Below are 26,997 nucleotides of genomic sequence, written 5' to 3' on the forward strand. Positions count from 1 at the left end.
TCATGGGCCAAAGGTCTGAAAGACCAGATGAAAGATGATCCTTCTATAGAAAGCCAGTTAGAAAAACTTTTTCAATCACTGGATGATCCTCGTGCGACCGAACAGGAATGGTATGAACAGGCAGAAGCCGTGTATCAAGCCATCTCCCGCAGTGATGCGTCTCAAGCAGGTCGGCAGCCATTCAGAACAGTGCCGATCGGAGGCCATCGCCTGCCAAGCCTGCCCTACTCTTATTCAGCCCTTGAGCCTTATATTTCAAGAGAAATTATGTTTCTTCATCATACAAAACATCACCAAAGCTATGTCGACGGCTTGAACAAAGCTGAAAAAGAACTGCAGAAAGCAAGGCAAACCAAACAATTCGACCTTGTAAACCACTGGGAAAGAGAGCTCGCCTTCCACGGAGCCGGGCACTATTTGCACACGATATTTTGGTACGCGATGCATCCAAAAGGAAAAAGGCGGCCGACAGGCGAATTGCTGGAAATGATTAACCGTTCTTTCGGCAGCTATTCGGCCTTTAAAGAACAATTTTCCGAAGCGGCGAAAAAGGTGGAAGGCGTGGGCTGGGCGATCCTTGTCTGGGCGCCTCGCTCGCACCGCTTGGAAATTCTGATCGCAGAAAAACATCAGCTGATGAGCCAATGGGATGTGATCCCCCTTCTCCCGCTCGACGTATGGGAACACGCATACTACCTTCAATATAAAAATGAAAGGGCAAAATACGTCGATAATTGGTGGAATGTCGTTGACTGGAGAGAACCTGAAAGGCGGTTTGCGACAGCAAAGCGCGTTCTATGGGAGCCCTTCTGATTCAAATTCAATGGCGGGACTTCAACTACTGAAGTCCTCTTTTGTTTCGGTAGTTGCGCCCGACATCGGCCTCCCCGTCAAAGCCTTGCCTCAAAAAACGGACGAGCCTTTCCTCTCGCACCTTTCTCTTCTCTGCGCCAGGCAGCCGTCGACACTGGCCGAATCGAGCGAAAGTGCCGATACCTTATCACTCTCAATACCGTATCTATATCCCTTAAACCCTCTATCGTCTGTAATAAGATAACAAATAAAAGTTTAAATATCCCAGTTTCTCTTGAGGATTGTTAAGGCCGCTACACGGAGATTGGCAAGGAGGGGTCGGAAGAGAACCCCCACAACCATACATCCTTCTGAATCTGCTATTTTGATCATCCCTTTATGAAATACTGAATCTCAACAGTCTATCAATATATCCCAAATTTGTGCCTTAAGTATGGAATGTGAACATTTTTTGATTTATTTGGAAAATAGTCGTTTTTCCTCATTCTTCTAATTCCAAAACTCGTTAAGCTATTCTACAAGAAGGGAGGGAATAAATGAATAAACTGTCGATGTTTGTCTGATTCAGCCGGTCAGTTTTTCGAAAATGGCAAATTTATTTTAGGAGGGTAAATCATGAAAAAAATGTTTGCTTTCTTTACAGCCTTAATGCTCGGTTTGACTTGTTTGCCGTACTTATCAGAAGCGAAAGAATCAAAGCATACGGACAGTTCTGTTACAACCTTGCCTTCTATGTCTATATCCACATCTCTCAATCAGTCATTGGACCAGGAAAAACAACAGTTTAAAACTTCCGCTATTAATCTCAACATCAGCCTCGACCTCTTAGGAATCGGAAACTCGATTAGAGACGCCATCGTTCAAAGCAATAACCGCAGCGGTTTCGTCAAAAACTGCATGGAAACCGCTTTTTATTCTGCAGGGCAAAGATACAATGTCATGGTGTTCAACTTAAGCCAAGGCTATCACAACGGTTTAAGAGGAGTTAAATTTTATGGATCTGCCAACTATCATGGCGTGATTTACGGCATTTGGGTATTTGAAAGCGGACAATTTACAAACCAGGGAGACGGCGGCTGGATTAACTGGGCCTTTAAAGGCTGGTTTGATCGAAACGGCCAAACTGTAACATTCCGCAAGCCTTAATCAAAGTCAAAGTATCCCCCTCTTCTGCCTGCCGGTAAAATCGTCAAGAACGAATTCACCGGCAGGCCTTTTTAATATGTCTGCCGCAGAAAAAAGCCGATTAATCATACACTTCCCTTGCCGGTCATACCGCTGCCATTTCACAGAGAGAAAAGAAAGTACCGCTGACAAACTGTCTGCATGAAAAAAAGGCCGGACAAATCCGGCCTTATAAACAATTCAATCTTAAAATACGCCAATGACGTCCAAAAAGACGACAATAATAACGATCGGAGCGGCGTAGCGGATCAGCAAAAGCCATGCTGCAAACCATTTTCTGCTGATTTTAGAGCCCTCCCTCAATTCAGCAAAAAGCTCTTCTTTCGGGATTTTGAGCGGCACAAAAACAGCGATGAGCAAAGCGCCGAGCGGCATTAAAATATTGCTGACAAGGTAATCCGCCGCATCAAAAATAGATAGATTAAAAATCGATACATCCTGAAGCACGCCATATGATAATGCTGAAGGAATTCCGAATAGGAAAATCGCAATTCCCCCGGCCCAAGCGAAAGCCTGTCTTTTTTTAGGATCCCCTTTTGATAAGGAAGAAACAAGGATCTCAAGCATTGAAAATGCGGACGTCAGTGTAGCAAATAAAAATAAGAGCAGAAACGCCAATAAAAAGACGATTCCCAAAGGCATCTTGTGAAAGACTGACGGCAGCACATTAAATAACAGCATCGGGCCGGCATCAGGAGATAATCCGAATGAAAAAACGGCCGGAAAAATCGCAAACCCGGCAAGAATCGCTACAGATACATTGAGCAATGTCACTGAAACGGCCGACTGTATAAGGTTTTCTTTTTTCGATAAATAAGAGCTGTACGTTACCATAACGGAAACACCGACACTCAGCGAGAAAAAGGATTGTCCAAGCGCAAACAGCACCGTTTTGGCTGTGATATGGGAAAGATCAGGTTTTAAGAAAAATTCCAATCCTTCCATTGAACCGGGAAGTGTAAGCGAACGGATGATCAAAAGCAGAAAAATAACGAACAGAGCAGGCATCATAAACTTGCTCGCTTTTTCAATTCCGCTTCTGACCCCTTTTGCAACAACAAGAATCGTGATCATGATAAATGCAAACTGGCTCGCAAGAACGAGATACGGATTTGCAATTGTCTCTCCGAAAAGACCTGCATAATCCGTGCTTCTTGACAGTTCGCCGGTCAGTCCTTTGATAATATAAATGATGATCCAGCCGCCGACAACACTATAAAAAGACAGCAGAATAAAACACGTGATAATGCCAAGCCGGCCGATCCAATGCCAAAGCGAGCCGGGCGCCAGCTCCTTATAGGATTCAACGGCATCTTTTTGAGTCTTTCTGCCGATAATGAACTCCGCCATTAATAACGGAAGCCCAATCAATAAAGTAAAAAGAATAAACATAAGTAAAAATGCTCCGCCGCCGCTTGTTCCGGCGACATAAGGAAACTTCCATATCGCGCCGAGCCCGATTGCCGAGCCGGCCGAAGCTAAGATAAATCCAAGCTTTGATGACCATATATTTTGTTGATTTTCCACTTAAGCACCTCTTCTTCTCGGTCTAATTGCATATGGCTACAAACTATCATTTTAAAAAGCATAAACGAATTCGTCAAGGTTTTCAAACATTTCTTTCAGTTTACATAATAATATTATTTAAAACAAATTCGAATTTTACAAGTATTGAATTATTCAGAATATTAATTATAATAAGAGGATGTTATATTTTCTACAGATGTGAGGAGCTGGACTTATGAGTTATTTGATCAAAATCAGTCAATTTGCAGGAAAAACGTTCGCCATTTGGGTGATTCTGTTTGCGGTTCTCGGCTTTGCCTTTCCGACGCAATTCACCTGGATCACCCCTTATATTACCATCCTGCTTGGCGTGATTATGTTTGGCATGGGATTGACATTGTCAGCGGACGATTTTAAAGAGCTGCTGAGACGTCCCCTGCATGTGCTGATCGGTGTGCTGGTTCAATATACGGTCATGCCGCTGCTCGCTTTTGGACTGGCCTATGGACTCGGGCTTCCCTCCGAAATAGCGGTTGGGGTCATTTTAGTGGGATGCTGTCCCGGGGGAACGGCATCAAACGTCATGACATTTTTGGCGAAGGGGAATATCGCCCTGTCAGTGGCGATTACAACGGTTTCCACATTGCTTGCCCCTTTTTTAACGCCGTTTCTCATTTTATTTTTCGCAAAAGAATGGCTTCCGGTATCTCCGGGCTCACTGTTCTTGTCGATTTTACAGGCGGTGCTGCTCCCGATTATCGCCGGGCTGATCGTTCAATTTTTCTTTAAAAAACAAGTGAAAAAAGCGGTGCAGGTGCTTCCGCTCGTCTCTGTTCTCGGCATCGTCGCCATCGTCACCGCGGTCGTCGGAGGCAATCGGGAAAACATTATTCAATCAGGGCTGTTGATTTTTGCGGTCGTCGTTCTTCATAATGGCCTCGGCCTTTTCCTTGGCTTTGTTTTGGCAAAGTGCTTTAAAATGGATTATGCATTACAAAAAGCCGTGTCCATTGAGGTCGGCATGCAGAATTCGGGTCTCGGTGCAGCATTGGCAACGGCGCACTTCTCTCCTCTTTCCGCTGTCCCGAGCGCTGTTTTCAGCGTCTGGCATAACCTTTCAGGCTCATGGCTTGCGACATACTGGAGCAAGAAAGCAAATAAGCAGAAGAATAACAATTATTCTCCTGCCCCGCAGATGATAAACAAAAAGCTTTGACCGTACATGCGGCCAAAGCTTTTTTCTTGATTTAACCTTCCAACAGAAGCTGTTCAGGATCTTCAAGCAGATTTTTAATCGTAACCAGGAAGCCGACTGCCTCTTTACCGTCGACGATCCGGTGGTCATACGATAATGCAATGTACATCATCGGGCGGTTTTCGAAACGCTCTTCATCAATTGCTACAGGGCGCAGCTGGATCTTATGCATGCCCAAAATACCAACTTGCGGACTGTTCAAAATCGGAGTCGACAACAGTGATCCGAACGTTCCTCCGTTTGTGATCGTAAAGGAGCCTCCTTGAAGCTCGTTGAGCGACAATTTGTTGTTTCTCGCTTTCTTCGCAAGCTCTCCGATATCCTTTTCAATATCAGCAAAGGTTTTGCGGTCTGCATCCCGAACGACCGGTACGACGAGGCCATCCGGCGCAGCAACAGCGATTCCGATGTCATAGAATTGTTTGATCACAAGCTCGTCGCCTTGAATTTCCGCGTTGAGGAGCGGATATTTTTTCAGCGCGGCGACCACAGCTTTTGTAAAGAATGACATGAATCCGAGCTTCACATCATGCTGCTCAAGGAATTGATCTTTTCGGCGTTTCCTTAGGTTCATGACCGCCGTCATGTCCACTTCGTTGAATGTCGTCAGCATAGCGGCGGTGTGCTGAACTTCAACGAGGCGTTTGGCGATCGTCTGTCTCCGGCGGGACATTCTTTGACGCTCTACCGGTTTACCTGCATTTTCGGTTTGTTTAGCAGCCGGCGCCTGTGTTTCGAGTTTTGGTTCAGGCTGAGCTTTTGGCGGCTGCTCGTTCTTCTGATAAGATTCAACATCTTGCTTTCTGACCCTTCCGAGCGGATCACCGGTAGGAATCTCCGATAAATCGATGCCTTTTTCACGGGCGAGCTTTCGGGCAGCCGGAGAAGCGATTGTCCTTGTTTTGGTTGTATCCGCCTCATCGTTCGCGCTTTCGCGAGGTTCGGCTGTCTTTTCAGACGTGGCTGGCTTCTCTTCCGAAGCGCCGGCGCTTTCTTGAGCGTCAGCTTGAGGAGCCGTTGATTGGCCTCCTTCTCCTTCGCCTTCTGAAATCGTTCCGATTATTTCGCCGACCTGAACCGTGTCACCGGAATCTTTCAGCACTTCCTGAAGAACGCCGGACTGCTCTGCCGTCAATTCAACGTTGACTTTATCAGTCTCCAGCTCAAGCAGGAATTCCCCTTGTTCTACATAATCTCCCGGTTGTTTCAGCCATTGGGCTATCGTTCCTTCTGAAATTGATTCCGCTAATTCAGGTACTTTAATTTCCGCCATTTTTTAGTTCCCCCTTAATTTTTGCGAGTCAAGCTATCAGATACAATGCGTTCCTGTTCCTTTTTATGAACCGTCGGATCCCCTTCTGCCGGACTTGAACGTCTTCTTCTGCCAATATAGCGGACCTTCACGTCCTTTGGAGCAATCTCTCTTAAATAAGGCTCGATATAGTTCCATGCACCCATATTTTGCGGTTCTTCCTGTACCCAGACAATCTCCTCCAAATTCGGGAGTTTGCTGAAGATCGCTTTAATATGCTTTGCAGGGAAAGGATACAGCTCTTCAACCCGTGCAATATGCAGCCAATCTTTTTCACCTTCCATTTTATTGAAATGGCTGCTGATGTCAATCGAAACTTTACCGCTTGAAAGGACGAGGCGCGTCACTTTGTCATACTGATGGGAAAGTCCTGACATTTCATAGACCGGCTTAAAGTTACTGTCGCTGAGCTCCTGCACTTCTGATACGGTATTCGGATTTCTCAGCAGGCTTTTCGGCGTCATGATGATCAGCGGGCGGATCTCCTCGCGAAGGAGCATCTTCGCCTGCCTTCTTAAAATATGGAAATACTGGGCAGCGCTCGTCAAGTTGGCGACAGTCCAGTTGTTTTCCGCCGCCAGCTGAAGGAAGCGTTCCGTTCTTCCGCTTGAATGCTCAGGTCCCTGCCCTTCATAGCCGTGCGGCAAGAGAACAACGAGCCCTGATTTTTGTCCCCATTTCGCTCTTCCTGCAGAAATGAACTGATCAAAGTACACTTGCGCCGCGTTTGCAAAGTCTCCAAACTGCGCTTCCCAGATCACCATCGTTTCCGGCGAAGACACGTTATATCCATATTCAAAGCCAAGGACGGATCCTTCAGAAAGCGGGCTGTTGTGAACCGCAAATGACGCTTTCGTATCTGCAAGGTGATGCAGTGCGATGAATTCGTCCCCTGTCTTGCTGTCGTGAAGGACAAGGTTGCGGTGTGCGAATGTGCCGCGTTCTGAATCCTCCCCGGTCAGCCTTAGAGGTGTGCCGTCTTTCAAAATGGATGCAAAAGCCATCGCCTCTGCAAGCGACCAGTCGACTTTTCGGTCATCGTCGAACGCTTTGGCGCGCCTTTCGAGGATTCGCTTTAGCTTATCGAAAACGTTGAAGTTTTCAGGCCATGAAACAAGCTCCTGATTAATTTTGCGCAAAGTTTCAACATCAACCGACGTGTCAACATCCGGAAAACCGTTGGAAACAGGTTCCGGAAGAACGATTTCATGCGTCATATCTTCCTTTTTGGCCGGCACTTTGCGATAGGCTTCTTCTAAACGCTTCATGACAGCGTCCCCGATTTTGTCGACGGTTTCATTATCGACGATCCCGTTATGAATCAGCTTTTCAGCAAAGATGTTCTTGACGGTCGGGTGCTTTCTGACCGCATCATACAGCATCGGTTGCGTTGCAGACGGCTCATCCATTTCATTGTGGCCGAAACGGCGGTAGCCGATCAGATCGATCAAAAAGTCTTTGTTGAAAGTCATGCGGTATTCAACAGCGAGCTGAACCGCTGAAAGGCATGCTTCAGGATCATCCGCATTGACGTGGACGATCGGAATCTCAAAACCTTTTGCAAGGTCGCTTGCATATTTCGTTGATCTTGACTCATTGCTTTCCGTCGTAAAGCCGATCATGTTATTGGCGATAATGTGAATCGCTCCGCCCACCTGATAGCCTTTAAGCTGGCTTAAATTCAGCGTTTCCGCGACAATGCCTTCCCCTGGGAATGCCGCATCGCCGTGAATCAGAATCGCCAGCGATTTTTTAACGTCTTGAAGCGGATAGCCGCTCTCCGTTCTCGTTTCCTGGGCGGCTCTTGTCGATCCCTCAACGATCGGATCGATGAACTCCAGGTGGCTCGGATTGTTCGCGAGCGCAATGCGCGCCGTTTTCGTATGCTCATCCTGAATCTGACGGTTGGCGCCGAGGTGATATTTTACGTCACCCGTCCAGCCGTAATTGATCCCTGTCGAACCTTCCGACGGAACGAGATCTTTGTTCGGCGCATGCTGGAATTCAGAAAAAATGATTTCATAAGGTTTTCCGAGCACATGCGCAAGAACGTTCAGGCGGCCCCTGTGCGCCATTCCGATATTAACGTTTGTCGTACCTGCCGAAACGGACTTGGCGATAATATCATCCAGCATGGGCACAAGCGCATCAAGTCCTTCTATTGAAAAGCGTTTTTGCCCGACAAAGGTTTTGTGGAGAAACTGTTCAAGGCTTTCAACTTCTGTCAGCCTTCTTAAAACTTCCACCAGCTTTTCTTTCGATTTCGGGGCGAATAATTCCCCGGATTCGATCTTTTTCATCAGCCAGTTGCGCTCTTCAAAAATGTGCACATGGTCAAATTCAAAAGAAATCGATTTTTTGTATGTGTTTTTCAAGTACTGGATGGCTTCTAAACCGTTCGTTACTTCTTTAGGGGCATCTTTGCATATGACAGACGCCGGAATTTTTTTCACATCCTGCTCAGTTAACCCGTACTCAGCAAGAGGAAAAAGCTCCTGTTTCTCTTGTGTTTTTCTCAGTGGATTGACGGAAGCGTTTAAATGGCCATAGGTTCTAATATCTTCTGCGAGTTTTATCACTGATGCGATTTTTTGAATAGATCCAGCCGTGAAATCTGCCTCTTCGTTTTTTAGAGAGGCGGCCCTTATATCGCCCGGGGGAGCTCCAAGTTCGTCAAACATCTCTTTTAAATCAGCATCCAAGCTTTCTGGATCCTTGACGTATTGATCGTAAAGCTCCAGCACATAGCCGAGGTTCGGACCGTGAAATTCTTCCCAAGTCATTCTTTGTTTCATACTATTTTGAAACATTTGAACATTACCCCCAACCTAATAATCAAGTGAATGATTCACTATCTTAATATATCTTCTGAACCTTACGCCCAGAAATATGTAATAAAAACGCTTCCACGTACATTTTACCACTGTTTCTCATTTGTTTCTACACAGATTGTTCAAATAAAATTAAAAAATCATCTTGAAAAATAAAAAATTTTATAATTTTGAACTTTCAGACCGAATTCTTTTAAACCGGCTCATTATTTATTCACATATTTCCCCTGACCGTCTATTTTTTAACATCCCGATGTGCTCCGCAAAAAATTAAGTTGATAAAAATAATAAAAATTTCAATATTTCACTGTGTTTCTACGATAAAAAACAGATGGCCGCGAGTATTGCTGCCATCTGTCCTATCTAGCCTATACTTTTGTTCAACAGCTTTTTTAAAAGCGGGTACAGAACATCGGGAAGCTGATCGACGTCCGGGACGAAAAGGCTGTACTTTCCGTACATGTCCTGTATCGTCTTGATTTGCGATTCTTCGATTTCGCTGTTTGATAAAAATACATTGATGACTTCGATATTTCGTTTCCGCGCTTCCATAACGGCTTCATGTGTATCGACAATCCCGTTTTGTTCATAATCGAATGCGGCTGGCTCCCCATCTGAAAAGACAATCAGGAACTTCTGAGCTTCGCTTCTTTGAACAAGCATCTTCGTCATCTGTCTGATCGCATATCCATCCCGGTTGTCTTCCTCCGGTTCAAGCTGCATGACATGCGGTCCGGCGCCTGCTTTTAAGGAATCCGCAAAAGAGACGACCGTATGAAAGTAATTGGGCTGACTCGTCTCTGTCGCATCGTTCGTATCTTCCCAAAAACCGACGATTTGGTGAGGGACAGCAACAGATTTAAGCGCTTCGTGAAACAGGACAATGCCCCGTTTCGTCTCGGCCATTTTGTCATGCATGCTTGCTGAACAGTCGACGAGCAATGTAAAAACGGCGTCGATCTCTGTTGACGGTTCTTGCTTTTTATAGAAGAGGCGCGGATTGCGCTCTGTAAAGTAACGGAGCAGTTTATTGTTCAATCTACCTGCATGCAAATCGGTTCTCGGGAGCGTTTTTTTATGCTCGAGCGTTTTTTGAATCATCTGCTTGAGCCGTTTTTGATACGATTCGATTGTTTTTGCTTGAGCCTGGTAGTCTAATATGTCTTCGTTAGAAGGTTTTTCCGGAGGCTTCATCACCGAAAACGCATAGCGGTTTTCTTTGCCGGCTGGTGCGGCGCCGCCGTTTGGCTCATCTTGAACAGATTCAAGCGATTCAAGTTTTGAATAGTCTTTTCTTTTCGTCTGCTTCGCCGTTCCCTGAACTGACCCGAGCGCTTGGTCGCCGTCTTCGCCTTCTCTTAAAGCCCCGCCGGAAATATCGGTTTTTGCACCGTGCTCCAAATCAAACTGGAGAAAGCTTTTCGCCGGAGCTTCCGTTTCTCTGTGCCAAGTCGGCATTTCTTCTTCATGAACTTCCTCATCACCCGCACTTTTCTCTTCAAGCGTCAGATCCTCGCTCAGCTTCGGTTTTGCTTTCAAATCTTGAAAAAGCGCTTCTTCGTCAACTTGTTCGTATTCCAATTCCGGAAAAAAGAAGTACGTATTCAGCATATCTTTTTCGAGCACCTCTTCAAAACCTTCCATCAGCCCGCTTACAATCGAGACGATGTCAGCAGTTGAACGCGCTTCGAATACGCGGGCGAGCTCGGCTTCTATAAATCCCTTCATCGGATCGACCGATTCATGGATAGCCGGTATCTCATCAAGCGGCGACTCCGCGGTCAGCTTAAGATATACAGCGCAAAACAAAGCATCTGTAAAAATGCTCCGCTCCAGATTCAGCGTCAACTGGGTCGCAAAATGTTTCCGGTACATTGATTTCCGGCTCGAAAATACCGGTTTTGTACCGGGCCGCTCCCTCTTGATGAACTCTTCGATTCTGATATCTTCAAAAAGCATAAACAACTGTTTTGCCAAACTCTTAAAATGATATTTCCGAGTCGCGTCAAGCATGCGGGAAAAGTCTTTCATCGAGCTGTAACGGGAGCCGATTGACCGCAAGTATACATCGCTTTTCAAACCTTCTAACATATCCCGGTGGTTCCGGTCTTTCCAAAAATGGCTCATGTAGATCTTTTTCTCAAAAGGATTGTAGTAAGACTGAACCCCGTACTCCACTTCAACCTGATCGCTTTTCGCGAGCGTTTTCGCGAGATCTGTCAGCTCCATAAAAAGCAGAGAGTCAATCTTGCTGTCATTGAATTTAATAAACTTCATAAAAAAACCCTCATTCGAACAAAGTCTGGGCAATATTTCGGACCGCCGCTTTTTCGCGTTCATCATCAAGCTTTTCAACGATGCCGCGTTCGATCGCTCGCAGCGGCGGAATATATGTCGACAGGTCGCAAGTATCGAGAAGCGCTCTGATGGAAGCGGCCTCTTCAGAAACCTGTCCATTATGAGCCTGCGTCATTAAGTCCGATGACAGGGTAACAAACCGGTTCAGCAGCTTCTGATTTTTTAGTTCGGATTGTGTTTCAAGCACCCGCTTCAGCAGGTCACCTTTAATGTAGGGCACGTCGATAATGACAAACCGGTTTTTCAGCGCTTCGTTCAACGGGACCGTTCCGACATAGCCTTCGTTTATCGCTGCAATCACGCCGAATCCCTCTTTCGCTTTGATGACGTCCCCCGTAAACGGATTGGTCATCATTTTCCGGTAATCGAGCACCCCGTTTAAGATCGGCAGCGTTTCCGGTTTCGCCATGTTGATTTCGTCAATATATAGGAAATGGCCGTTGTTCATCGCTTTTGTCACAGGACCTTCGATAAATTCAATAGAGGCGTTCCCGTTGGTGTTTTCAATCGTTTTGTAACCGACAAGCGCCTCTGCATCAAGATCCACAGAACAGTTGACACTGTGCATAGGTTTTTGAAAATAAGCGGAGAGCGTTTCGGCAAGTTTTGTTTTTCCGGAGCCTGTCGGGCCTTTTAACAAAACGTTTTTTCCGAGTGACAGCGCGATCATCGCGTCATAGAGAATGGCGCTGTCTTCCGCTTCATAACCGGGCGTTCCAATCAATGATTGGTATTCCGCGGCAACAGGTTTAGCGGTAGACTGAATCAGCCGCTCTTTTATTTTTTCAGGCAGCTCTAGTTCATGCAGATCATATTTCATGTGTTGTAAAATTCCTTTCTCAAAGCGTCTTCTGTATGTAAGTATACTAGAAAAGATGCACTGCCCTCAATATAAACGGCTTCCATGCGCCGATTCACTTTTTTCCGGTGTTCGTCAGCGCTCCGCAAACCATCCGGGCTCCGGAGTTTCCGGATGGATTTGTCAGATCATCATCCTGATGCTCATGAATGACGAAAGCACTTCCGTCATGATCAAGCAGACTGAACTTGCTTTTCTGATCGAGGGTGACGTCCGGCGCATTTACGATAACGTCGACTTTGCCGTCGGCTCCGACTTCAATATTCGGCAAATCACCGGCATGCGGTCCTTTCGGATTGTGAAAGCCGTGCTCCTTTTGGTCAGGATTGAAATGAGCACCCGCACTTTCAAAATCAGGCTTTTTACACACGCCCGTTTCATGAATATGAAAAGCAAGCATTCCCGGCGGCAGATTATGGGCGCTGACTCTGATATCAAGGCCTTCTGCAGCGGATTCAGACACTTCTATAAAACCGGTTTCCGTACCGTCGCGTTTGATCAGCGGTACTTTTAACGGCTGTGTCATCGCTTCAAAGGTTTCTCTATGTTCCTGGTCGACATTTTTTTGCTGAATTTCTTTTTGCTGTGTACATGCAGCTGCCAAACAAACGGCCATACATGTGACCAATATGTAATGTAATGTTCTCAAACGTCTCCCCCCTTCGCTTTTCTTTTCAGTTTAGACAACGAAGAGGGGCATTAAACCTGTCCTTCCTATCCTGAAAACATGCAAAAAAAAAGCCATATAAAATGGCTTTTTTAGAATGAATACCGTTTTGCGCCGAGATAGCGCTGTTTCCAGTAGGAATTGTTCATGTCGCTGACAGTGACACCGGAATCGTTGGCATTGATAAACTTGTTGTTTCCTAAATAAATGCCGACGTGTGAAGGGCCCGCTTTATATGTTTGGAAGAAAACGAAGTCTCCTCTTGAAGGTTGGCTGACTGGTGACATGACGCTCCAGTATCCGGCTGCGCTCAGCCTTGAGACAGATGTGACTTTGTTCAACGTGTAATAGATGAATCCGCTGCAGTCAAAGCCTGAAGGGTTGTTGCCTCCCCATCTGTAAGGCACGCCGATATGCTTTTCTGCTTCTGCAATCATCCGTTCGACCTTTGCACTTGTCGAAGTGCCGGTTGAAACTGAAGAGTTCGGCGAGCTGGAAGACGGGCTGCCAGATGATCCGGAAGTCGATGCACCGGAGATTTTAAGCTTCTGGCCGACTTGCAGGACATCTGTTTTTAATCGATTAGCTTCTCTGATGCTTTGTACTGTCACATTCATCGAATTTGCAATTTTCCACAGAGAATCGCCTGGTTTAACCGTGTAAGTGGTCGTTTTTGAACTGCTGCTTGTGTTCGTTTTACTTGATGAAGAATTTGAAGACGAACCAGAAGATGTTTTGCTTCCGCTGGAAACGGTTCCTTTCACTTTAAGAACCTGGTTCGGGTAGATCGTGTCCGACTTCAAGTTGTTCAGCGTTTTGATTTCGGCGATTGTCATATTCAAATTATTGGCAATTTTCCATAAAGAATCGCCCAATTTGACTTTGTATGTGCTGCTTGAACTTTGCGAGCTTGAGGATGAGCTGGATGATTTCGAACTGGAACTCGAACTTGAGCCAGAGCTGGAACCGGTGTTTTTCGCGCTTCCTTTAATAACCAGCTTTTGTCCTGGGTAAATCATATCGCTGCTCAGACCGTTTAAGTTTTTAATCTCTTTTACGGTTGTTTTGTAGTCTTTGGCAATCAGCCACAAGGAATCTCCTAATTTCACTGTGTAAGTTGACTTTGCAGTGCTTGAGCTGGAACTTGCGGATTTTGTCTGTGAGCTGCTTTTTGACTTGCCGTCCGGTACTTTTAAAGTTTGTCCGACATAAATAACTGTAGATGAAAGATTGTTGGCTGATTGAAGTGCCGAAACACTGGTATTGTACTCAGCTGAAAGCTTCCACAGTGAGTCTCCGCTTTTCACCTTGATGGTTTGGGCTTCTACCGGTGACGCCGCCAATGAAGTTCCAACTACCGCAGAGGCCGCCAAACCTACTGCTATCTTCTTCTTCATAACCTCTTAACCTCCCGTTTCATTTTCGTTCTCTCTATGTATGCCATTACATTTGCCATTGCTTAAGACTTTATCCAGCCGGTCAGGCAGGTGATCTGATCACCGTATGGATGGCCTTTGGCTGAAAGCCCCCTTTTATATTCTTAAGCAAAAAATGCAATTCACGATTTGTATCGGTCTAATTTATATTTTTTTAATAGTCTTTTTGCCTTTTTACAAATTTCTTATTAAAAATACAGACTGATAGGCACATTGACAAAAATCAACACTTTTTTCAATGCTCGAGATATCGGGTGCTTTTTTTGCAAAGGTTTGAGTTTTAAGTTTTCGGAAATACGATGATCAGTTGTTTTAAAATCAGAGGTTCATGGTGAAAAACAGCGAGAAGGAGTTAACTGGATATGCTGCATGTGCCGAAACAGCCCGAATAGACGCCGTAACATGCGGATTTCTGTGCCGTTTTACAGCCGATTTTCTTTTTCGGATCAAACGGTCAAGCCCAGCGTTCAAGTTGAGGGTGTAAAAACTGCGTATTCTTATTCATTAGTTTACCGTAAATCGCCGATCAATCCTCATCTATTGCCTAATCGAAAAGCAAAGATCAGGATCACTTATACATTTCTACATTTCAGCACAAATTCCTCCACGAAACCATAAATTGACTATATCATACATTTTTTTTGCCAACATCCGGAATTGGGAGTATCTTTTTTTAGATCGAACGGCGTTTTACTATTTCATCTATAGATTCTTATTTCCTATCTTAATATAAAGATAAATGTAAAATTAACACTTAATACTCATTCGTTTTTGTATATCAATAGTCGTTATTTACTATTAGAAAACACATAAAAAAACTTCCGGTTTATTACCGCCGCTTTCATGCATGTTTCCTCCTTTTATGACGCATTTTAAGATATGGAGGTGAATCTTCTTGACCATTCAAAAAATATGTCAATATTTATGTACGTGTTTAGGAATTCTTTCTCTTTCCTTTATTTATGTGCAAATGTTTAAAAAAGCAAAACAGGCGAAAAAAGATTGAACAGACATTTATTGCATTTTATACATAACGTGTTATAATTTCTCTCGTTATCCAAAAGAAACGGGGAACTGATATGAGGGAAACAAAGGATTTGCGGGAGAAAACAAGGCAGTTTTTAACGATTTTAATTCCGATTTTGATTACGCAAGCGGGACTGTCGCTCATTACGGTTCTCGACACGGTGATGTCAGGCAAAGTCAGTGCCGCCGACCTCGCCGGCGTCGCAATCGGCTCGAGTTTGTGGACCCCGGTTTATACAGGGCTTGCCGGCATTTTGACAGCTGTAACACCGATGGTCGCCCAACTGATGGGGGCCAAGCGGCAAAAGGATGTCCCTTATACTGTTATTCAATCGATTTATGTGGCCGGAATCATCAGCATTGCCGTGATCGTCTCCGGGTACTTACTGATTGATCCGGTGCTTGAGAATCTCGATCTTGAACAGAAGGTAGCGGTCATCGCAAAGCAATATTTAATCAGCATCGGGCTCGGCATATTGCCACTGTTTGTTTACAATGTGATGCGCTGCTTTATTGATTCACTCGGAAAAACGCGGGTGACGATGCTGGTTACGCTCTGTTCTCTGCCCATTAATTTTGTTTTGAATTATTTGTTCATTTTCGGGAACTTCGGCTTTCCAAAGCTTGGAGGAGCAGGAGCCGGTATGGCTTCCGCCATCACATATTGGTGCATTTGTCTGATCTCTTTATACATCGTCCACAAAAAGACGCCGTTTCACCAGTTTAGGATTTTTGGAACATTCTATTCATTTTCTTTTGCTGAAAGTATGAAACTGCTGAAGATCGGCATTCCGATCGGTTTCGCCATCTTCTTTGAGACGAGTATATTCGCAGCTGTCACTTTGCTGATGAGCCATTTTGACACGGTCACGATCGCTTCCCATCAGGCGGCAATGAATTTCGCTTCGCTTCTTTACATGCTTCCATTGAGCGTATCGATGACGCTGACAATTGTCGTCGGCTTTGAGGCCGGAGCAAAACGGTTTAAAGACTCGAGAACTTACAGCTATCTCGGCATTTCAATAGCGGTCGGTTTTTCATTATTCACCGCACTCATCATTTTACTGTTCAGAGAGCAAATTGCCGGTTTGTATGCGGCTGACCGGGATGTGCTGCTTCTGACAAAGGACTTCTTGCTGTTTGCGTTGTTTTTTCAGCTGTCAGATGCCATCGCCGCTCCGATTCAAGGAGCGCTCAGAGGATATAAAGATGTTAACTACACGCTTGTCACAGCTCTCGTCTCGTATTGGATTATCGGGCTTCCGGTCGGTTTTGTGATCGGAACGTATACTTCATTCGGAGCTTTCGGGTACTGGATCGGACTGATCACGGGGCTCGCAGCCGGTGCAGTCGGGCTGTTTTTCAGGCTCAAACGCATTCAAAACCGCTATATTCACACTCAAAGCGTGTAAAAAGGTGCCGGGCTCATATGCCCGACACCTTTTTTGATCATTTTAATCATTCCATTTATAGGTCCAAAATGTTTCTTTTTCAAACCATGTCTCAACAACCGGCTCGCCATTGGCGAGTTTTTTCTCCATTTCTTTCATAAAGCCGCCTGTTTGAGATTTATGTGCTTTGAGCGCGTTCATTTTAATATCTGCGGCTTCTTTGATATCAAGAACGACGTCAGGTTTGCCAAGAACCTCTTCCCTGTGGTGGGTGATGGCCATGCATAAGACGCGCGGCCGGTCTTCTTTCTTTTTCCGCGATAATGCCCTGATAACCGCGGCACCGCACGCATCATGGTCAGGATGAACGCCGTGTCCCGGATAAAACGTCACAACAAGGCTCGGGTTTACATCATCAATGACAGCCTCTATTCGCTCGGCCAGTTTTTCTTCATCCTCGAATTCGAGCGTTTTATCGCGGTATCCGAGCATGCGCAAGTCCTGTACATCCATTTCCCTGCAGGCGTCGATCAGCTCTTGCTTTCTGAGCAGCGGAAGGGTTTCCCTGTTGGCAAAAAGCGGGTCTCCCATATTTCTTCCCATCTCGCCCAGCGTCAGGCACGCGTATGTTACAGGTATATCTTCTTTTCGGTTTAAGGCGATCAAGCCGGCGACTCCGAAAGATTCATCGTCAGGATGCGGCAAGATCACGAGTAAATGTTTTTTCATCTATAACACCTTCTTTTTAGACTGCAAATGGCTTTTTGCTGATTTGAAGCGAAATGGCGAGTTTGCCGCCCGGCAAATAGCCGGCGAGAAGCAACCTTCCTTCATCATCAACCGTATAATCCGTCAGGCCTTCGGCGTAGATCCAGCCGTCTTCGATTTTCAAACCGGCGCGAAATGGCCCCTCGCCCGTGATTTTGGCGCGGGAGCATGTCACCTTCGCGTTTCTGATATACGCCACCACGGTCATGTTCTGCTCATCTTTATGCGCGGAATACGATCCGGTTGTCGTCTCCAAATGAATGTAAACAGGCTGGTTTAAAAATGTTTCCAAAGAAGCCTGCACATCTTCTTTTATTATTGCTTTCATGTTACTCCCTGCTTTCTTCGTTTGTTAATAACTCCAATCGTTCCGTATGCCATTCAATCAGCTTGAGCTTCATATCTGGTTCCAATTGTGAATTCACAATGCGCCGGATTGATTGATAGTATTTTTCGTGCTTCGTCTTTCTGAGCCTTGGATGGGTGCGGAGGTCGTTCAACTCATCATCAATCGCCCGATGAAGCGCCTGCCTGCCTTCTCCGTCCATCGTCCGGTTTTTCCAAAGGGTTTTATACGCCCGGAAAAGCTCTAGTTCGTCTGCCATGACGGAATAACCTCCGAATTGCTTCAATAATGTTTAATTATACATAATCAGTGCTTATTGAAAAGAAAAAGGGCTTACGGATGAAAGGAATTTTTTCTTTTTAAAAATACCTTCTCCGGTTTCTTCCATTGAAATTGCGAAAGTGTAAACAAAATCAGCGCCGCCCATATGCAGGTAAACGTAAAGACCTTACTGCTGCTGAACGGTTCATGGTAGACGAACACGCCTAAGCATAATGTAATGGTCGGAGCGATATATTGCAAAATGCCGACTTGATAAAGCGGAAGTTTTTTCGCACCTTCCGCAAATAAAAGCAGCGGAATCGCAGTTAACACTCCTGCCAAAAACAGCAGTACCATCATGCCGATGCTCCCTGAAGCGGCTTGAGCCTTTTCCGGATGGCTGAAGAACAACAGATAGATCACTGCAACCGGAGCGATCATCATCGTTTCCAGGGTAAGTCCTATGGCGCTTGAGAGCGATGTCCGCTTTTTCGCCAGTCCGTAGAGCCCGAAACTGAATGCAAGTATCAGGGCGATGTACGGCACGGAACCGTACTGGAAGGCGGAAATAAGCACGCCGAAGGCAGCGAGAAGAACTGCCGCTCCCTGCATCCGCGTCAGCTTTTCCTTTAAAAAGACAATTCCGAGCACGATCGATACGAGCGGATTGATGTAATAGCCCAGGCTCGCTTCAAGAATATAGCCGTTGCTGACAGCCCATATGTAGACATACCAATTGATCGAAATCAGAACGGACGACAAAATGAGCGGTACAAATTCCTTTCGGTTTCCCGAAAGCGCGCGAAATGCTTTAACTCCGTTTTTCCACTGCCGCAAAACGAGAAGCACGCCGCACATGAAAACAAATGACCAGATAATCCGGTGCGCCAATATATCGAGCGCAGCCGTCTGATCGAGCACTTTCCAATATAAAGGAAGGAGCCCCCACAGCAGATAAGAAAGCGCTGTGTAAATGATTCCTTTCGTTTGAGATGAATGATTCATGTCTGTTTCTTTCCTTTCTTCTCATCACTTTCCGCACTTTTTTGCATATACTGTACCGTCTATGTGAAAGGAAGTGTGATCGTGTTTGATTGGCAACGCTTTTTTCCATTTCAGCAGTTTTCCAAGGACGGATTAAAAAACGCTGACCCGAAAGATGTGGAGCAATATATCCACCACATGATGAAAAGCGTTTTCGGACCGGGGTATGCAGTTCAATTTCCTTTTCGTGACCCTCTCTCAAAAGAAACACAGGCGGCAGATGAATCTGATCCGATTGATATTTTTGAAACGACAAGCCATGTATTTGTTAAAATACCGCTCACCAAAGAACAGCTTAACCTTCTGAAAATTAAACATACTTCACAAACCCTGATCATAGAAAACTACCCTGAAAAAGGGCGGCAGGAAAAAGTCGTTCTCCCCTCTCTAGTGCGCAGAAAGGGTACGAAAGCAATATTTAAAGACGGCATTTTAGAAGTGATGTTCTTAAAAAATGAGGACTTTAACCTGTCTGAAATCGACATCACGTTTTGAAAACGGCCAGCTTGGCAAAGCAGGCTGTTTTTTTTCTTCCTGTACCATTTTAACACTAGTCCTCAAGGATGATCACCTCATTTGCCTGACATGCGGCTGAACTTTTACATTTCGACGGTGTTAGTCATTATTCCTTAAAAAATCTCTGTAACTATTTGCTCTTTCGGCTGTTGTCAGTTAGTCCTTATAATGATAATGGTTCTCAATTTATAAAACAGGAGGATGGATATGAAAAAGAAAATCAGCTTATTGATCACAGCCATGTTTTTGACGATCCTTTGTTTTTCACCTCAAGCTTCTGCAGCATACAACTCACTGCATAAGGGCTACGCCACTTACACGGGGTCGGGTTACTCCGGCGGTGCATTGCTTTTGGATCCTATTCCGTCCAATATGAAGATCACCGCTTTAAATCCGACAGATATGAATTACCGCGGAGTGAAAGCAGCTCTTGCCGGTGCCTATCTGCGGGTTGAAGGGCCGAAAGGAAAAACGACCGTCTATGTGACCGATCTGTATCCTGAAGGCGCGCCGGGAGCTCTTGACCTTTCACCGAACGCTTTTCGCCAGATCGGCGATATGAAAGACGGCAAAATCAACATTAAATGGCGTGTAGTCAAAGCGCCGATTACCGGCAATTTCACTTACCGGATCAAAGAAGGCAGCAGCCAGTGGTGGGCGGCAATCCAAGTCAGAAATCACAAATATCCCGTCATGAAAATGGAATATTACAAAGGCGGAAAGTGGATCAATATGGAGAAAACGGACTACAACCATTTCGTCAGCACCAATCTTGGGACAAGTCCGCTTAAAGTCAGAATTACAGATATCCGAGGAAAAGTCGTAAAAGACACGATCAAAAAACTGCCGGAAAACGGGACGTCAAGCGCATATACCGTACCTGGAAAAGTACAGTTCCCTGACTGATCGATCCGGAAAGAATGAGACGGCGGCCAAAGGCGAAAAGATTCGCAAGCTTTGGCCGCCGCTTCATATTGGACATCCGGCATTTAGATGCCAGCAACAATTGGCTTATTGATCAATAGCCCGGTCCCGCCCCTCTGAATGGAGCTGCGCCCGGAACACCTCCGTACGGAACGGCCCCAGGAGCTGACCCATAGCCGTAATAAGGCGTGCCGCCGTAAGGTCCCGGGTATGGCGGCGGGTAAGCGTAAGGTCTTGGGTAGTTAAAAATCGCGCTTCCGAGAAATCCGCCCAGCAATCCGCCGACAAGCGGCGCTCCAAAACCCCAGAATAACGGGAATCTGGCCGGGAATCTGGCCGGGTATCCGGCAGGACCTGATCTCGAATAAAGCATATGAGGGTTCATTGGCTTTTATCCTCCTTTATGTCTGCCTATAGTAAAGGTATTCATAAAGTCGGGAAACGTTTGGGCTATTCTTCATAAATCATTTTTTTTGTCATTCCGCCGTCCACCGTCAAGTTTGTACCGGTGACAAAGCGATTGTCCGGATCGGCCAAGTAAAAGCATGCTTTGACGATATCCTGAGGGCGGCCGACCCTGTTTGACAAATGCTGTTCGTGGTCAATAGGCCGCAGGGCAGTATCATCACCGGTTTCGATCCATCCCGGGGAAATGCTGTTGACGACGATTGAATCTTTGCTTAAAGACGCGGCCAATGCGTGAGTCAAAGCGATTAAGCCCCCTTTTGACGCGGCATAGGCTTCCGAGTCAGGCTCGGACATAAACGCCCTTGTCGAAGCGATATTGACGATGGCTCCGCCTGTTTTCGCTTCTTTCATTTTTTTGGCGGCTTCTTTTGCGCAAAGAAACCCGCCTTTCAAATTGGTATTCAGCACATCGTCCCATTCTTCCGCCGTCAAATCATAAGGGGACTTCCAAACTGATCTGCCCGCGTTATTAATGAGCGCAGATATCGAACGGCCGTTTCGGGAAGCTTCCTGCATCAGCTGTTTCACATCTTCTTCAGATCCCACATCACAAGCTGCAAACTGAACCCGCGCTCCGGAAGCGGTCAGCTCTTTTTCAAGCTGTTCACCCTCTTCCTTCAATCGGCGAATACGACGATAAAACCTTTTTGAGCATAGGCGGTCACAAGGTCTCTTCCGATGCCTCTGGCCCCGCCTGTAATGACGACTGTTTCTTTACTAGTCAATCCGGTCAGCTCCCTTCCGGATCGCAATGATGCTCGGCCCAGGTTTGTATCTCTCTGAGGACAGGCTCTAGCGCCGTTCCCTTGTCTGTCAATTGATAGATGACTTTTACCGGCGTTTCCGGCAGCACTTGGCGCTCGATTATTTTGCAGTGTTCGAGCTCTTTTAAACGTTCAGCCAGCATTTTTTGGCTAATCATCGGTATCATTTCGGTCAAGTCTTTAAACCGTTTAGGTCCATCCAACAATACATGGATGATCAATCCATTCCATCGTTTGCCGAGTAAAGAAAAGGCGGCTTCCATTCTAGGACACATTGTAAACCCCAATTCTCTCACCCCTCCATATCCAGTTGACAAATATAATGTGTGCCATTAAAATACTCAATAAAGTTACAAAAAGTAAGTTTCTAACTTTTTGTCTGACTCTATCATAACATGTTTAGCCCAAAGGAGGAAGTCACATGTCTTCACAAGAAAACACTGCTCTCAACATTCTGGAAGAGCGTACTTCGATTAAAGAATATGACACAAGCGTTTCCATTTCCAAAGAGGAGCTGACAAAGCTGCTGAGCGTCACAACAAAGGCTCCGTCAGCCTGGAATCTGCAGCACTGGCATTTTACAGTCTTCCACAGCCAAGAATCAAAAGATAAGCTCCTTCCGATCGCGTTCAACCAAAAACAAGTCAGCCAGGCATCTGCGGTTGTAGCCGTGCTTGGAGACTTACAAGCGAACCTGAACGGTGAAGCCGTATACGGCCCTCTGACAGAAGCAGGTTATATGACTGAAGACATTAAAAACACGCTGCTCGGACAAATCAACGGCGCTTATCAAAACAGCGGATTTGCAAGAGACGCCGCCTTTACTAACGCATCGCTCGCGGCCATGCAGCTGATGATTGCGGCTAAAGCTATGGGCTATGACACATGCGCGATGGGCGGCTTTGACAAGCAAGCGTTCGTTAAAGAATTCAACATCAATGAACGTTATGTACCGGTCATGCTGATTTCGATCGGAAAACCGGTCAAACCTGCGCACAAAAGCAATCGTTTTGATGTGTCTGACGTATCTACATGGCTGTAAACACGCTAAAAACCTTAGTCCCCAAAAAGGACTAAGGTTTATTTTTATGCTTTTATATGCTTTTCATACCAGATTTTCGCCTGGTCGATCTCGCTGTGTGTCAGCTGATGACCGCCGCTTTCCCAGTGAAGGAGCACTTGGGCGCCGGCGTTTGTGAAATAGCCGGCAAGCTCGCTTGATTCCTGCGGTGGGCAGAGGGGGTCTGTTTTGCCGGCTCCAATGAACACGGGCAGGCCTGTCATATCAGGGAGCTTGCGATTTCTAAACGGAACCATCGGATGATGCAAAATCGCCCCTTTCAGTACACGTTCATGACGGAACAGCAGACTTCCCGCGATATTGGCGCCGTTTGAATAACCGATTGCGACCACCCGGCTCCTGTCAAAGTGAAATTCATTTGCGGCTTCATCTAAAAACGCTTTTAATTCATCCGTCCGGTCGATCAAATCTTTCTCGTCAAACACCCCTTCTCTCAAGCGCCTGAAAAAACGGGGCATTCCGTTTTCCAGCACATTTCCCCTGACTCCGAGTAAATTTGCATCGGAATCAATCATCCTGCCGATCGGCAGAAGATCGTGTTCGTTTCCCCCTGTTCCATGCAATAACAACAGGGTGGTATCAGAATTCCCTTTCTCATATATATGATTCATTTCCTTTCACTCCTTTTCCCATTTTGTTTCAGCGATGTCATTGCGCCGGTGCTTTCCAGCGGTTCATCAATCAAAAAGCCCCCGTTCGCCCGTCTCTTTCCCATTCTTTTACTCAGCAGTCTCCTGCATGGTGATCCTCTTCATTCTGTTTTATCTCGAATTCAAGATATTAATTATTGTAAAGTTATACTTTCGAATATGCAAGCCAGAACGCCTGTTTAAATAATTTAAAAAATCACTTTTTTCTAATAATTATCTTGTGATTAAATCTGACAACTGCTATGATTATGAACATTAAAATCGCTAAAGGAGGAAAAAAGGTGAATCAACAGCTTTTTAAATGGGTTTTGTTCATCATCCCTTTTATCGGGCAGCTTGCTTTGCTACCATTTGTAAACCGGATTGATCCGATCGTTTTCGGACTTCCATTTTTTCATTTTTGGCTGGTGCTGTGGATTGTGCTGACACCGATGATCACATTTGCGATTTACAGATTTGAGAAAAGAAACGGAGGTTATGAGTGATGCAGGGAAATTTAACAGCGCTCCTCATCACCGCCGGCATTATTTTGACCGTGGTCTGTATCGGGTTTATCGCCGGCAGCAATAAGCAGTCGCGGAAATCGGTTGAAGAGTGGTCTGTCGGCGGAAGGCGTTTCGGAGGGCTGCTCGTCTGGTTTCTTGTGGGTGCCGACTTGTATACGGCCTACACGTTTTTAGGATTGACAAGCACCGCTTTTACAAGCGGAAGCGTCGCTTTTTTCGCGATTCCTTATTCGGTTTTGGCCTATTTCATCGCCTATTTTTTTCTGCCGAAGATTTGGAAGGTTGCGAAAGTGCACCAGCTCACAACGCTGGCCGATTATGCAAGGGAGCGCTTCAGCAGCAAGCTCCTGTCTTCGCTTGTTGCGATTGTCGGCGTCTTAATGCTGATCCCGTATATCTGCCTGCAGCTCAGCGGAATTCAGGATACGCTTCAAATCGCGGGTACAGGGTTTATTAACGTCAATGTCGTCGTAATCATTTCGTTCGTCCTTGTCGCGCTTTATACGTTTTTCAGCGGCATCAAAGGTCCTACATACACTGCCATTATTAAAGACATTTTAGTTTGGGTGATGATGCTGTTTATGGTCGTTTCGTTGCCGCTCATCCATTTTAACGGCTGGACGCCGATGATTGACAAGCTGGCAAATGAAGCGCCGCATATGCTGACAATCCCTTCTGACGGACCTCGCGGAATCGCCTGGTTCATCACGGCATCGATCGTTTCCGCGTTTGCTCTGTTCATGTGGGCCCATGCGGCGACAGGCGTTTTCACGGCGAACAGCGCGGATGCACTCAGAAAGAACAGTATGTTTCTGCCGTTGTACAATATTGTATTGATTTTAGTCATTTTCTTAGGCTTTATCGCATTTCTCGTACTTCCTGATGACATTAACCCGAGATTTGCATTGCTGTATTTAATTCAAAGTTCCTACGGCGGCGTCACGCAAGGATTCGCCTATTCAACGATTGCCCTGGCAAGTCTGATCCCGTGTTCGATTATGGCGATAGGGGCATCCAACCTATTCGCTAACAATTTATACCGCGATTTGATCAACCCCCGCGTTTCGGGACAAAAGCTGACGATCATCACCCGCTCGATGGTATTCGTCGTCATCGGTCTGGCCCTTTTATTCGGAATGCTGTTCCCGGCAGCGCTTGTAACGCTTCAGCTGCTCGGTGTATCAGGCATGGTGCAGATATTCCCTGCCATCGTCATCAGCCTGTTCTGGAAAAACCAGACGAAGGAAGCGACGATCATCGGTCTTCTCATCGGCCTGGCCGTTACATTTACCGTTTATTTAACAGGTGCCACTTTCGGCATTTACGAAGGCTTCTGGGGGCTTACCGCCAACCTTTTGACCGTTGTCTTGTTGAATCCGTTTTTTGTGAAAAATGTAAAACACAATTCTGTGATCAGCTTTTTGTTCCATGCTAAGAAGGATGTGCAAAAAAGCGCTTGATCACTAAAAAACCCTTGCGCTTCGTGTGAGCGCAAGGGTTTCTTTTATTTTTCTTTTTTTAAGATCTCTATCGCTTTATCCAGCTGCGTATCATTGTCAGCAAGCTTAGCCTGCAGCTTACTTGTCATGCTGATCGTCGTCTCGCCCGTTAGGATGCCTGTCGTTTTCAGCTTTTGGTCTTTTTGAAAAGCCTTAACGGCAGCCTCCGTCTGTGCGTCGAATGCTCCCGTCGCATTCAGCTTATAGCCGAGCGCTTGGAGCATTTGCTGGGCAGCTTTCACTTCGTCTCCGGTGCTGCCTGCCTTATACTCTTTTTTGGAATCCAGGTACGGCAGTTTAGCATAGCTTGGGAGCTCCGCTTTATATTGAGGTTTGATTCCTTTTTCGTGAATCCAGTCACCATTTGGCGTCAGCCACTTGGCAATCGTCAGCTTGACGGTCGATCCGTCGGAGAAGCTCTCCGCATTTTGAACCGTTCCTTTTCCAAACGTATTTTCACCCACAATCGGGATGCCTGAAGACTGGTGAAGTGCTGCTGCCATGATCTCAGCGGCGCTTGCCGTTCCTCCGTTGACGAGAACGACGGTCGGCTTGTTCACTTTTCGTTCCTTCTCAGCTTTGTACACTTCTTTTTTCCCGTTTTTGGATTCAACCTGCATAATGGTTTTGCCTTTATCGACAAACATGTTGCTCATCATAATCGCTTGGTCCATCAGGCCGCCGGGATTTCCTCTGAGGTCAAGCACAAATCGTTCCGCACCTTTTTCAGACAAGTCATCAATGGCTTTCGTCAGTTCCTTAGCGGTATTTTCAGAGAAAGACGTAATTTGGATTTCACCGATGTTGCCGCCGATCATTTTAGAGTACACCGTTTCGATCGGAATCGTATCGCGCTTAATCGTAACATCGATTTGGCCGACGCCTCCCCTGTTGAGAACAAGCTTGACATTCGTGCCTTTTTTGCCGCGGATCATTGCTGTCGCTTCGTTGACGGTCTTGCCTTTTACGCTTTTGCCGTCCACTTTCTGAATTTCATCATGCGGCTTTAAGCCGGCTTTTTCTGCGGGAGATCCTTTAATAGGCGCGACGATTAGAATTTGTCCATTTTTTTCTTCTACTTGGGCGCCGATTCCTTCAAAAGAAGAGGTAATGCTTTCTTCAAAGCTTTTAGCTTCTTTCTTATCCATGTATGTTGAATATGGATCGTCCAAAGCTCCAAGCATCCCTTTAATTGCCCCGTCAGTCAGCTTTTCATCGTCTGCATTTTGATAATAGTCGCTCTTGATTTTGTCGTACGCCGCCATCAGCTTTTCGAATTTCTCGGAGTCTGAAGCGGAATATACTGAACCGCCGCTGCCTTTGCCCACCAGATAAAGCGTCAGTGCGGAGGCGGCGACAGCCGTAATCAATACAGCCAAAAAGAGTTTTAACTGCTGTTTCAAACGAACACCACCTTTTCTTCTTACCATATTATCATGGACGAATCTTTATTCGTCAACTCGAATTACTCAGGATCCGATTTTCCGGGCTGCTGGCATTCGATCGTTTTTCAACCATTATTCCTTTTTTG

The 26,997-nt window shown here is 45.8% G+C and carries 24 protein-coding genes and 1 pseudogene; 9 read left to right on the forward strand and 16 right to left on the reverse strand.

Translation table 11 applies throughout. From position 1 onward, the window contains the following. Positions 1-27: 27 nt before the first annotated feature. Complete coding sequence (locus tag ACH97_RS19010) at positions 28-813, forward strand: superoxide dismutase (protein WP_224067368.1); 786 nt, start codon at positions 28-30, stop codon at positions 811-813. A 615-nt stretch (positions 814-1,428) separates the two neighbouring features. Continuing rightward, positions 1,429-1,959: a hypothetical protein gene (locus tag ACH97_RS19015; protein WP_020451816.1), complete on the forward strand. Its 531-nt coding sequence runs from the start codon at positions 1,429-1,431 to the stop codon at positions 1,957-1,959. 225 nt (positions 1,960-2,184) lie between these two features. On the opposite strand, the gene ACH97_RS19020 is transcribed toward ACH97_RS19015, so the two are convergent. Beyond that, positions 2,185-3,525, reverse strand: a complete 1,341-nt coding sequence (locus ACH97_RS19020; RefSeq protein WP_020451817.1) for a sodium-dependent transporter — start codon at positions 3,523-3,525, stop codon at positions 2,185-2,187. Between the two features lie 214 nt (positions 3,526-3,739). Here ACH97_RS19020 and ACH97_RS19025 point away from each other — a divergent pair, with 214 nt between their 5' ends. After that, positions 3,740-4,720: a bile acid:sodium symporter family protein gene (locus ACH97_RS19025; RefSeq protein WP_020451818.1), complete on the forward strand. Its 981-nt coding sequence runs from the start codon at positions 3,740-3,742 to the stop codon at positions 4,718-4,720. 31 nt (positions 4,721-4,751) lie between these two features. Here the strand turns inward: ACH97_RS19025 and odhB are convergent, their stop codons facing one another. The 6 genes from odhB to ACH97_RS19055 form a co-directional block, all read right to left on the reverse strand. Continuing rightward, positions 4,752-6,032 carry a 2-oxoglutarate dehydrogenase complex dihydrolipoyllysine-residue succinyltransferase gene (gene odhB / locus ACH97_RS19030; protein ID WP_057957856.1) on the reverse strand — a complete coding sequence of 427 codons (1,281 nt, stop codon included), beginning with the start codon at positions 6,030-6,032 and terminating at the stop codon, positions 4,752-4,754. 14 nt (positions 6,033-6,046) lie between these two features. Beyond that, positions 6,047-8,881 (reverse strand): 2-oxoglutarate dehydrogenase E1 component, encoded by a 2,835-nt coding sequence (gene sucA / locus ACH97_RS19035; RefSeq protein ID WP_048349905.1) that lies wholly within the window; start codon positions 8,879-8,881, stop codon positions 6,047-6,049. A gap of 384 nt (positions 8,882-9,265) precedes the next feature. Further along, complete coding sequence (locus ACH97_RS19040) at positions 9,266-11,179, reverse strand: nitric oxide reductase activation protein NorD (RefSeq protein WP_048349904.1); 1,914 nt, start codon at positions 11,177-11,179, stop codon at positions 9,266-9,268. Positions 11,180-11,189: 10 nt separating this feature from the next. Then, positions 11,190-12,080, reverse strand: a complete 891-nt coding sequence (locus ACH97_RS19045; RefSeq protein WP_020451822.1) for an ATP-binding protein — start codon at positions 12,078-12,080, stop codon at positions 11,190-11,192. A gap of 94 nt (positions 12,081-12,174) precedes the next feature. Next, on the reverse strand, positions 12,175-12,768 hold the full coding sequence (locus tag ACH97_RS19050) for a superoxide dismutase family protein (RefSeq protein WP_020451823.1): 594 nt from the start codon (positions 12,766-12,768) through the stop codon (positions 12,175-12,177). 110 nt (positions 12,769-12,878) lie between these two features. Beyond that, entirely contained in the window at positions 12,879-14,183 is a 1,305-nt protein-coding gene (locus ACH97_RS19055; RefSeq protein ID WP_020451824.1) for a C40 family peptidase, read from the reverse strand. Positions 14,184-15,301: 1,118 nt separating this feature from the next. Between ACH97_RS19055 and ACH97_RS19060 the strand changes: the two genes are divergently transcribed. Then, positions 15,302-16,660 (forward strand): MATE family efflux transporter, encoded by a 1,359-nt coding sequence (locus tag ACH97_RS19060; protein WP_020451825.1) that lies wholly within the window; start codon positions 15,302-15,304, stop codon positions 16,658-16,660. A gap of 42 nt (positions 16,661-16,702) precedes the next feature. Here the strand turns inward: ACH97_RS19060 and bshB2 are convergent, their stop codons facing one another. From bshB2 to rarD, 4 genes are all read right to left on the reverse strand, one after another. Continuing rightward, positions 16,703-17,368 (reverse strand): bacillithiol biosynthesis deacetylase BshB2, encoded by a 666-nt coding sequence (gene bshB2 / locus ACH97_RS19065; protein WP_020451826.1) that lies wholly within the window; start codon positions 17,366-17,368, stop codon positions 16,703-16,705. Between the two features lie 16 nt (positions 17,369-17,384). Continuing rightward, on the reverse strand, positions 17,385-17,735 hold the full coding sequence (locus ACH97_RS19070) for a YojF family protein (protein ID WP_020451827.1): 351 nt from the start codon (positions 17,733-17,735) through the stop codon (positions 17,385-17,387). Position 17,736: 1 nt separating this feature from the next. Further along, on the reverse strand, positions 17,737-18,012 hold the full coding sequence (locus ACH97_RS19075; protein WP_023857365.1) for a hypothetical protein: 276 nt from the start codon (positions 18,010-18,012) through the stop codon (positions 17,737-17,739). Between the two features lie 74 nt (positions 18,013-18,086). After that, on the reverse strand, positions 18,087-19,019 hold the full coding sequence (rarD, locus tag ACH97_RS19080; protein WP_020451828.1) for an EamA family transporter RarD: 933 nt from the start codon (positions 19,017-19,019) through the stop codon (positions 18,087-18,089). A gap of 81 nt (positions 19,020-19,100) precedes the next feature. On the opposite strand from rarD, the gene ACH97_RS19085 reads away from it, so the two are divergent. Together ACH97_RS19085 and exlX are read left to right on the forward strand one after the other, a co-directional pair. Then, a complete protein-coding gene (locus ACH97_RS19085; protein WP_020451829.1) occupies positions 19,101-19,553 on the forward strand; it encodes a germination protein GerT in 453 nt (150 codons plus the stop codon). 228 nt (positions 19,554-19,781) lie between these two features. Further along, a complete protein-coding gene (gene exlX / locus ACH97_RS19090; protein WP_020451830.1) occupies positions 19,782-20,480 on the forward strand; it encodes an expansin ExlX in 699 nt (232 codons plus the stop codon). A gap of 112 nt (positions 20,481-20,592) precedes the next feature. Here exlX and ACH97_RS19095 read toward each other — a convergent pair whose 3' ends face one another. The 3 genes and pseudogenes from ACH97_RS19095 to yodB all read right to left on the reverse strand — a co-directional run bounded on the left by ACH97_RS19095 (position 20,593) and on the right by yodB (position 22,017). Further along, entirely contained in the window at positions 20,593-20,883 is a 291-nt protein-coding gene (locus ACH97_RS19095) for a hypothetical protein (protein ID WP_020451831.1), read from the reverse strand. Between the two features lie 65 nt (positions 20,884-20,948). Continuing rightward, a pseudogene (locus ACH97_RS19100) lies at positions 20,949-21,691 on the reverse strand (SDR family oxidoreductase). A gap of 5 nt (positions 21,692-21,696) precedes the next feature. Continuing rightward, positions 21,697-22,017, reverse strand: coding sequence for a transcriptional regulator YodB (yodB, locus tag ACH97_RS19105; protein WP_023857369.1), 321 nt, complete (start codon positions 22,015-22,017; stop codon positions 21,697-21,699). 134 nt (positions 22,018-22,151) lie between these two features. On the opposite strand from yodB, the gene ACH97_RS19110 reads away from it, so the two are divergent. After that, complete coding sequence (locus ACH97_RS19110; protein WP_020451833.1) at positions 22,152-22,772, forward strand: nitroreductase family protein; 621 nt, start codon at positions 22,152-22,154, stop codon at positions 22,770-22,772. A gap of 44 nt (positions 22,773-22,816) precedes the next feature. Here the strand turns inward: ACH97_RS19110 and ACH97_RS19115 are convergent, their stop codons facing one another. Further along, a complete protein-coding gene (locus ACH97_RS19115; RefSeq protein WP_020451834.1) occupies positions 22,817-23,422 on the reverse strand; it encodes an alpha/beta hydrolase in 606 nt (201 codons plus the stop codon). Between the two features lie 320 nt (positions 23,423-23,742). Between ACH97_RS19115 and ACH97_RS19120 the strand changes: the two genes are divergently transcribed. Both ACH97_RS19120 and ACH97_RS19125 read left to right on the forward strand, forming a co-directional pair. Further along, positions 23,743-23,946 (forward strand): DUF3311 domain-containing protein, encoded by a 204-nt coding sequence (locus ACH97_RS19120; RefSeq protein ID WP_020451835.1) that lies wholly within the window; start codon positions 23,743-23,745, stop codon positions 23,944-23,946. After that, entirely contained in the window at positions 23,946-25,427 is a 1,482-nt protein-coding gene (locus tag ACH97_RS19125; protein WP_020451836.1) for a sodium:solute symporter family protein, read from the forward strand. The genes ACH97_RS19120 and ACH97_RS19125 overlap by 1 nt, the downstream gene beginning before the upstream one ends. 44 nt (positions 25,428-25,471) lie before the next feature. On the opposite strand, the gene ACH97_RS19130 is transcribed toward ACH97_RS19125, so the two are convergent. Beyond that, positions 25,472-26,869, reverse strand: a complete 1,398-nt coding sequence (locus tag ACH97_RS19130; RefSeq protein WP_020451837.1) for a S41 family peptidase — start codon at positions 26,867-26,869, stop codon at positions 25,472-25,474. Between the last annotated feature and the right edge of the window lie 128 nt (positions 26,870-26,997).

It is taken from the genome of Bacillus paralicheniformis, from assembly GCF_001042485.2.
Taxonomy (GTDB): domain Bacteria; phylum Bacillota; class Bacilli; order Bacillales; family Bacillaceae; genus Bacillus; species Bacillus paralicheniformis.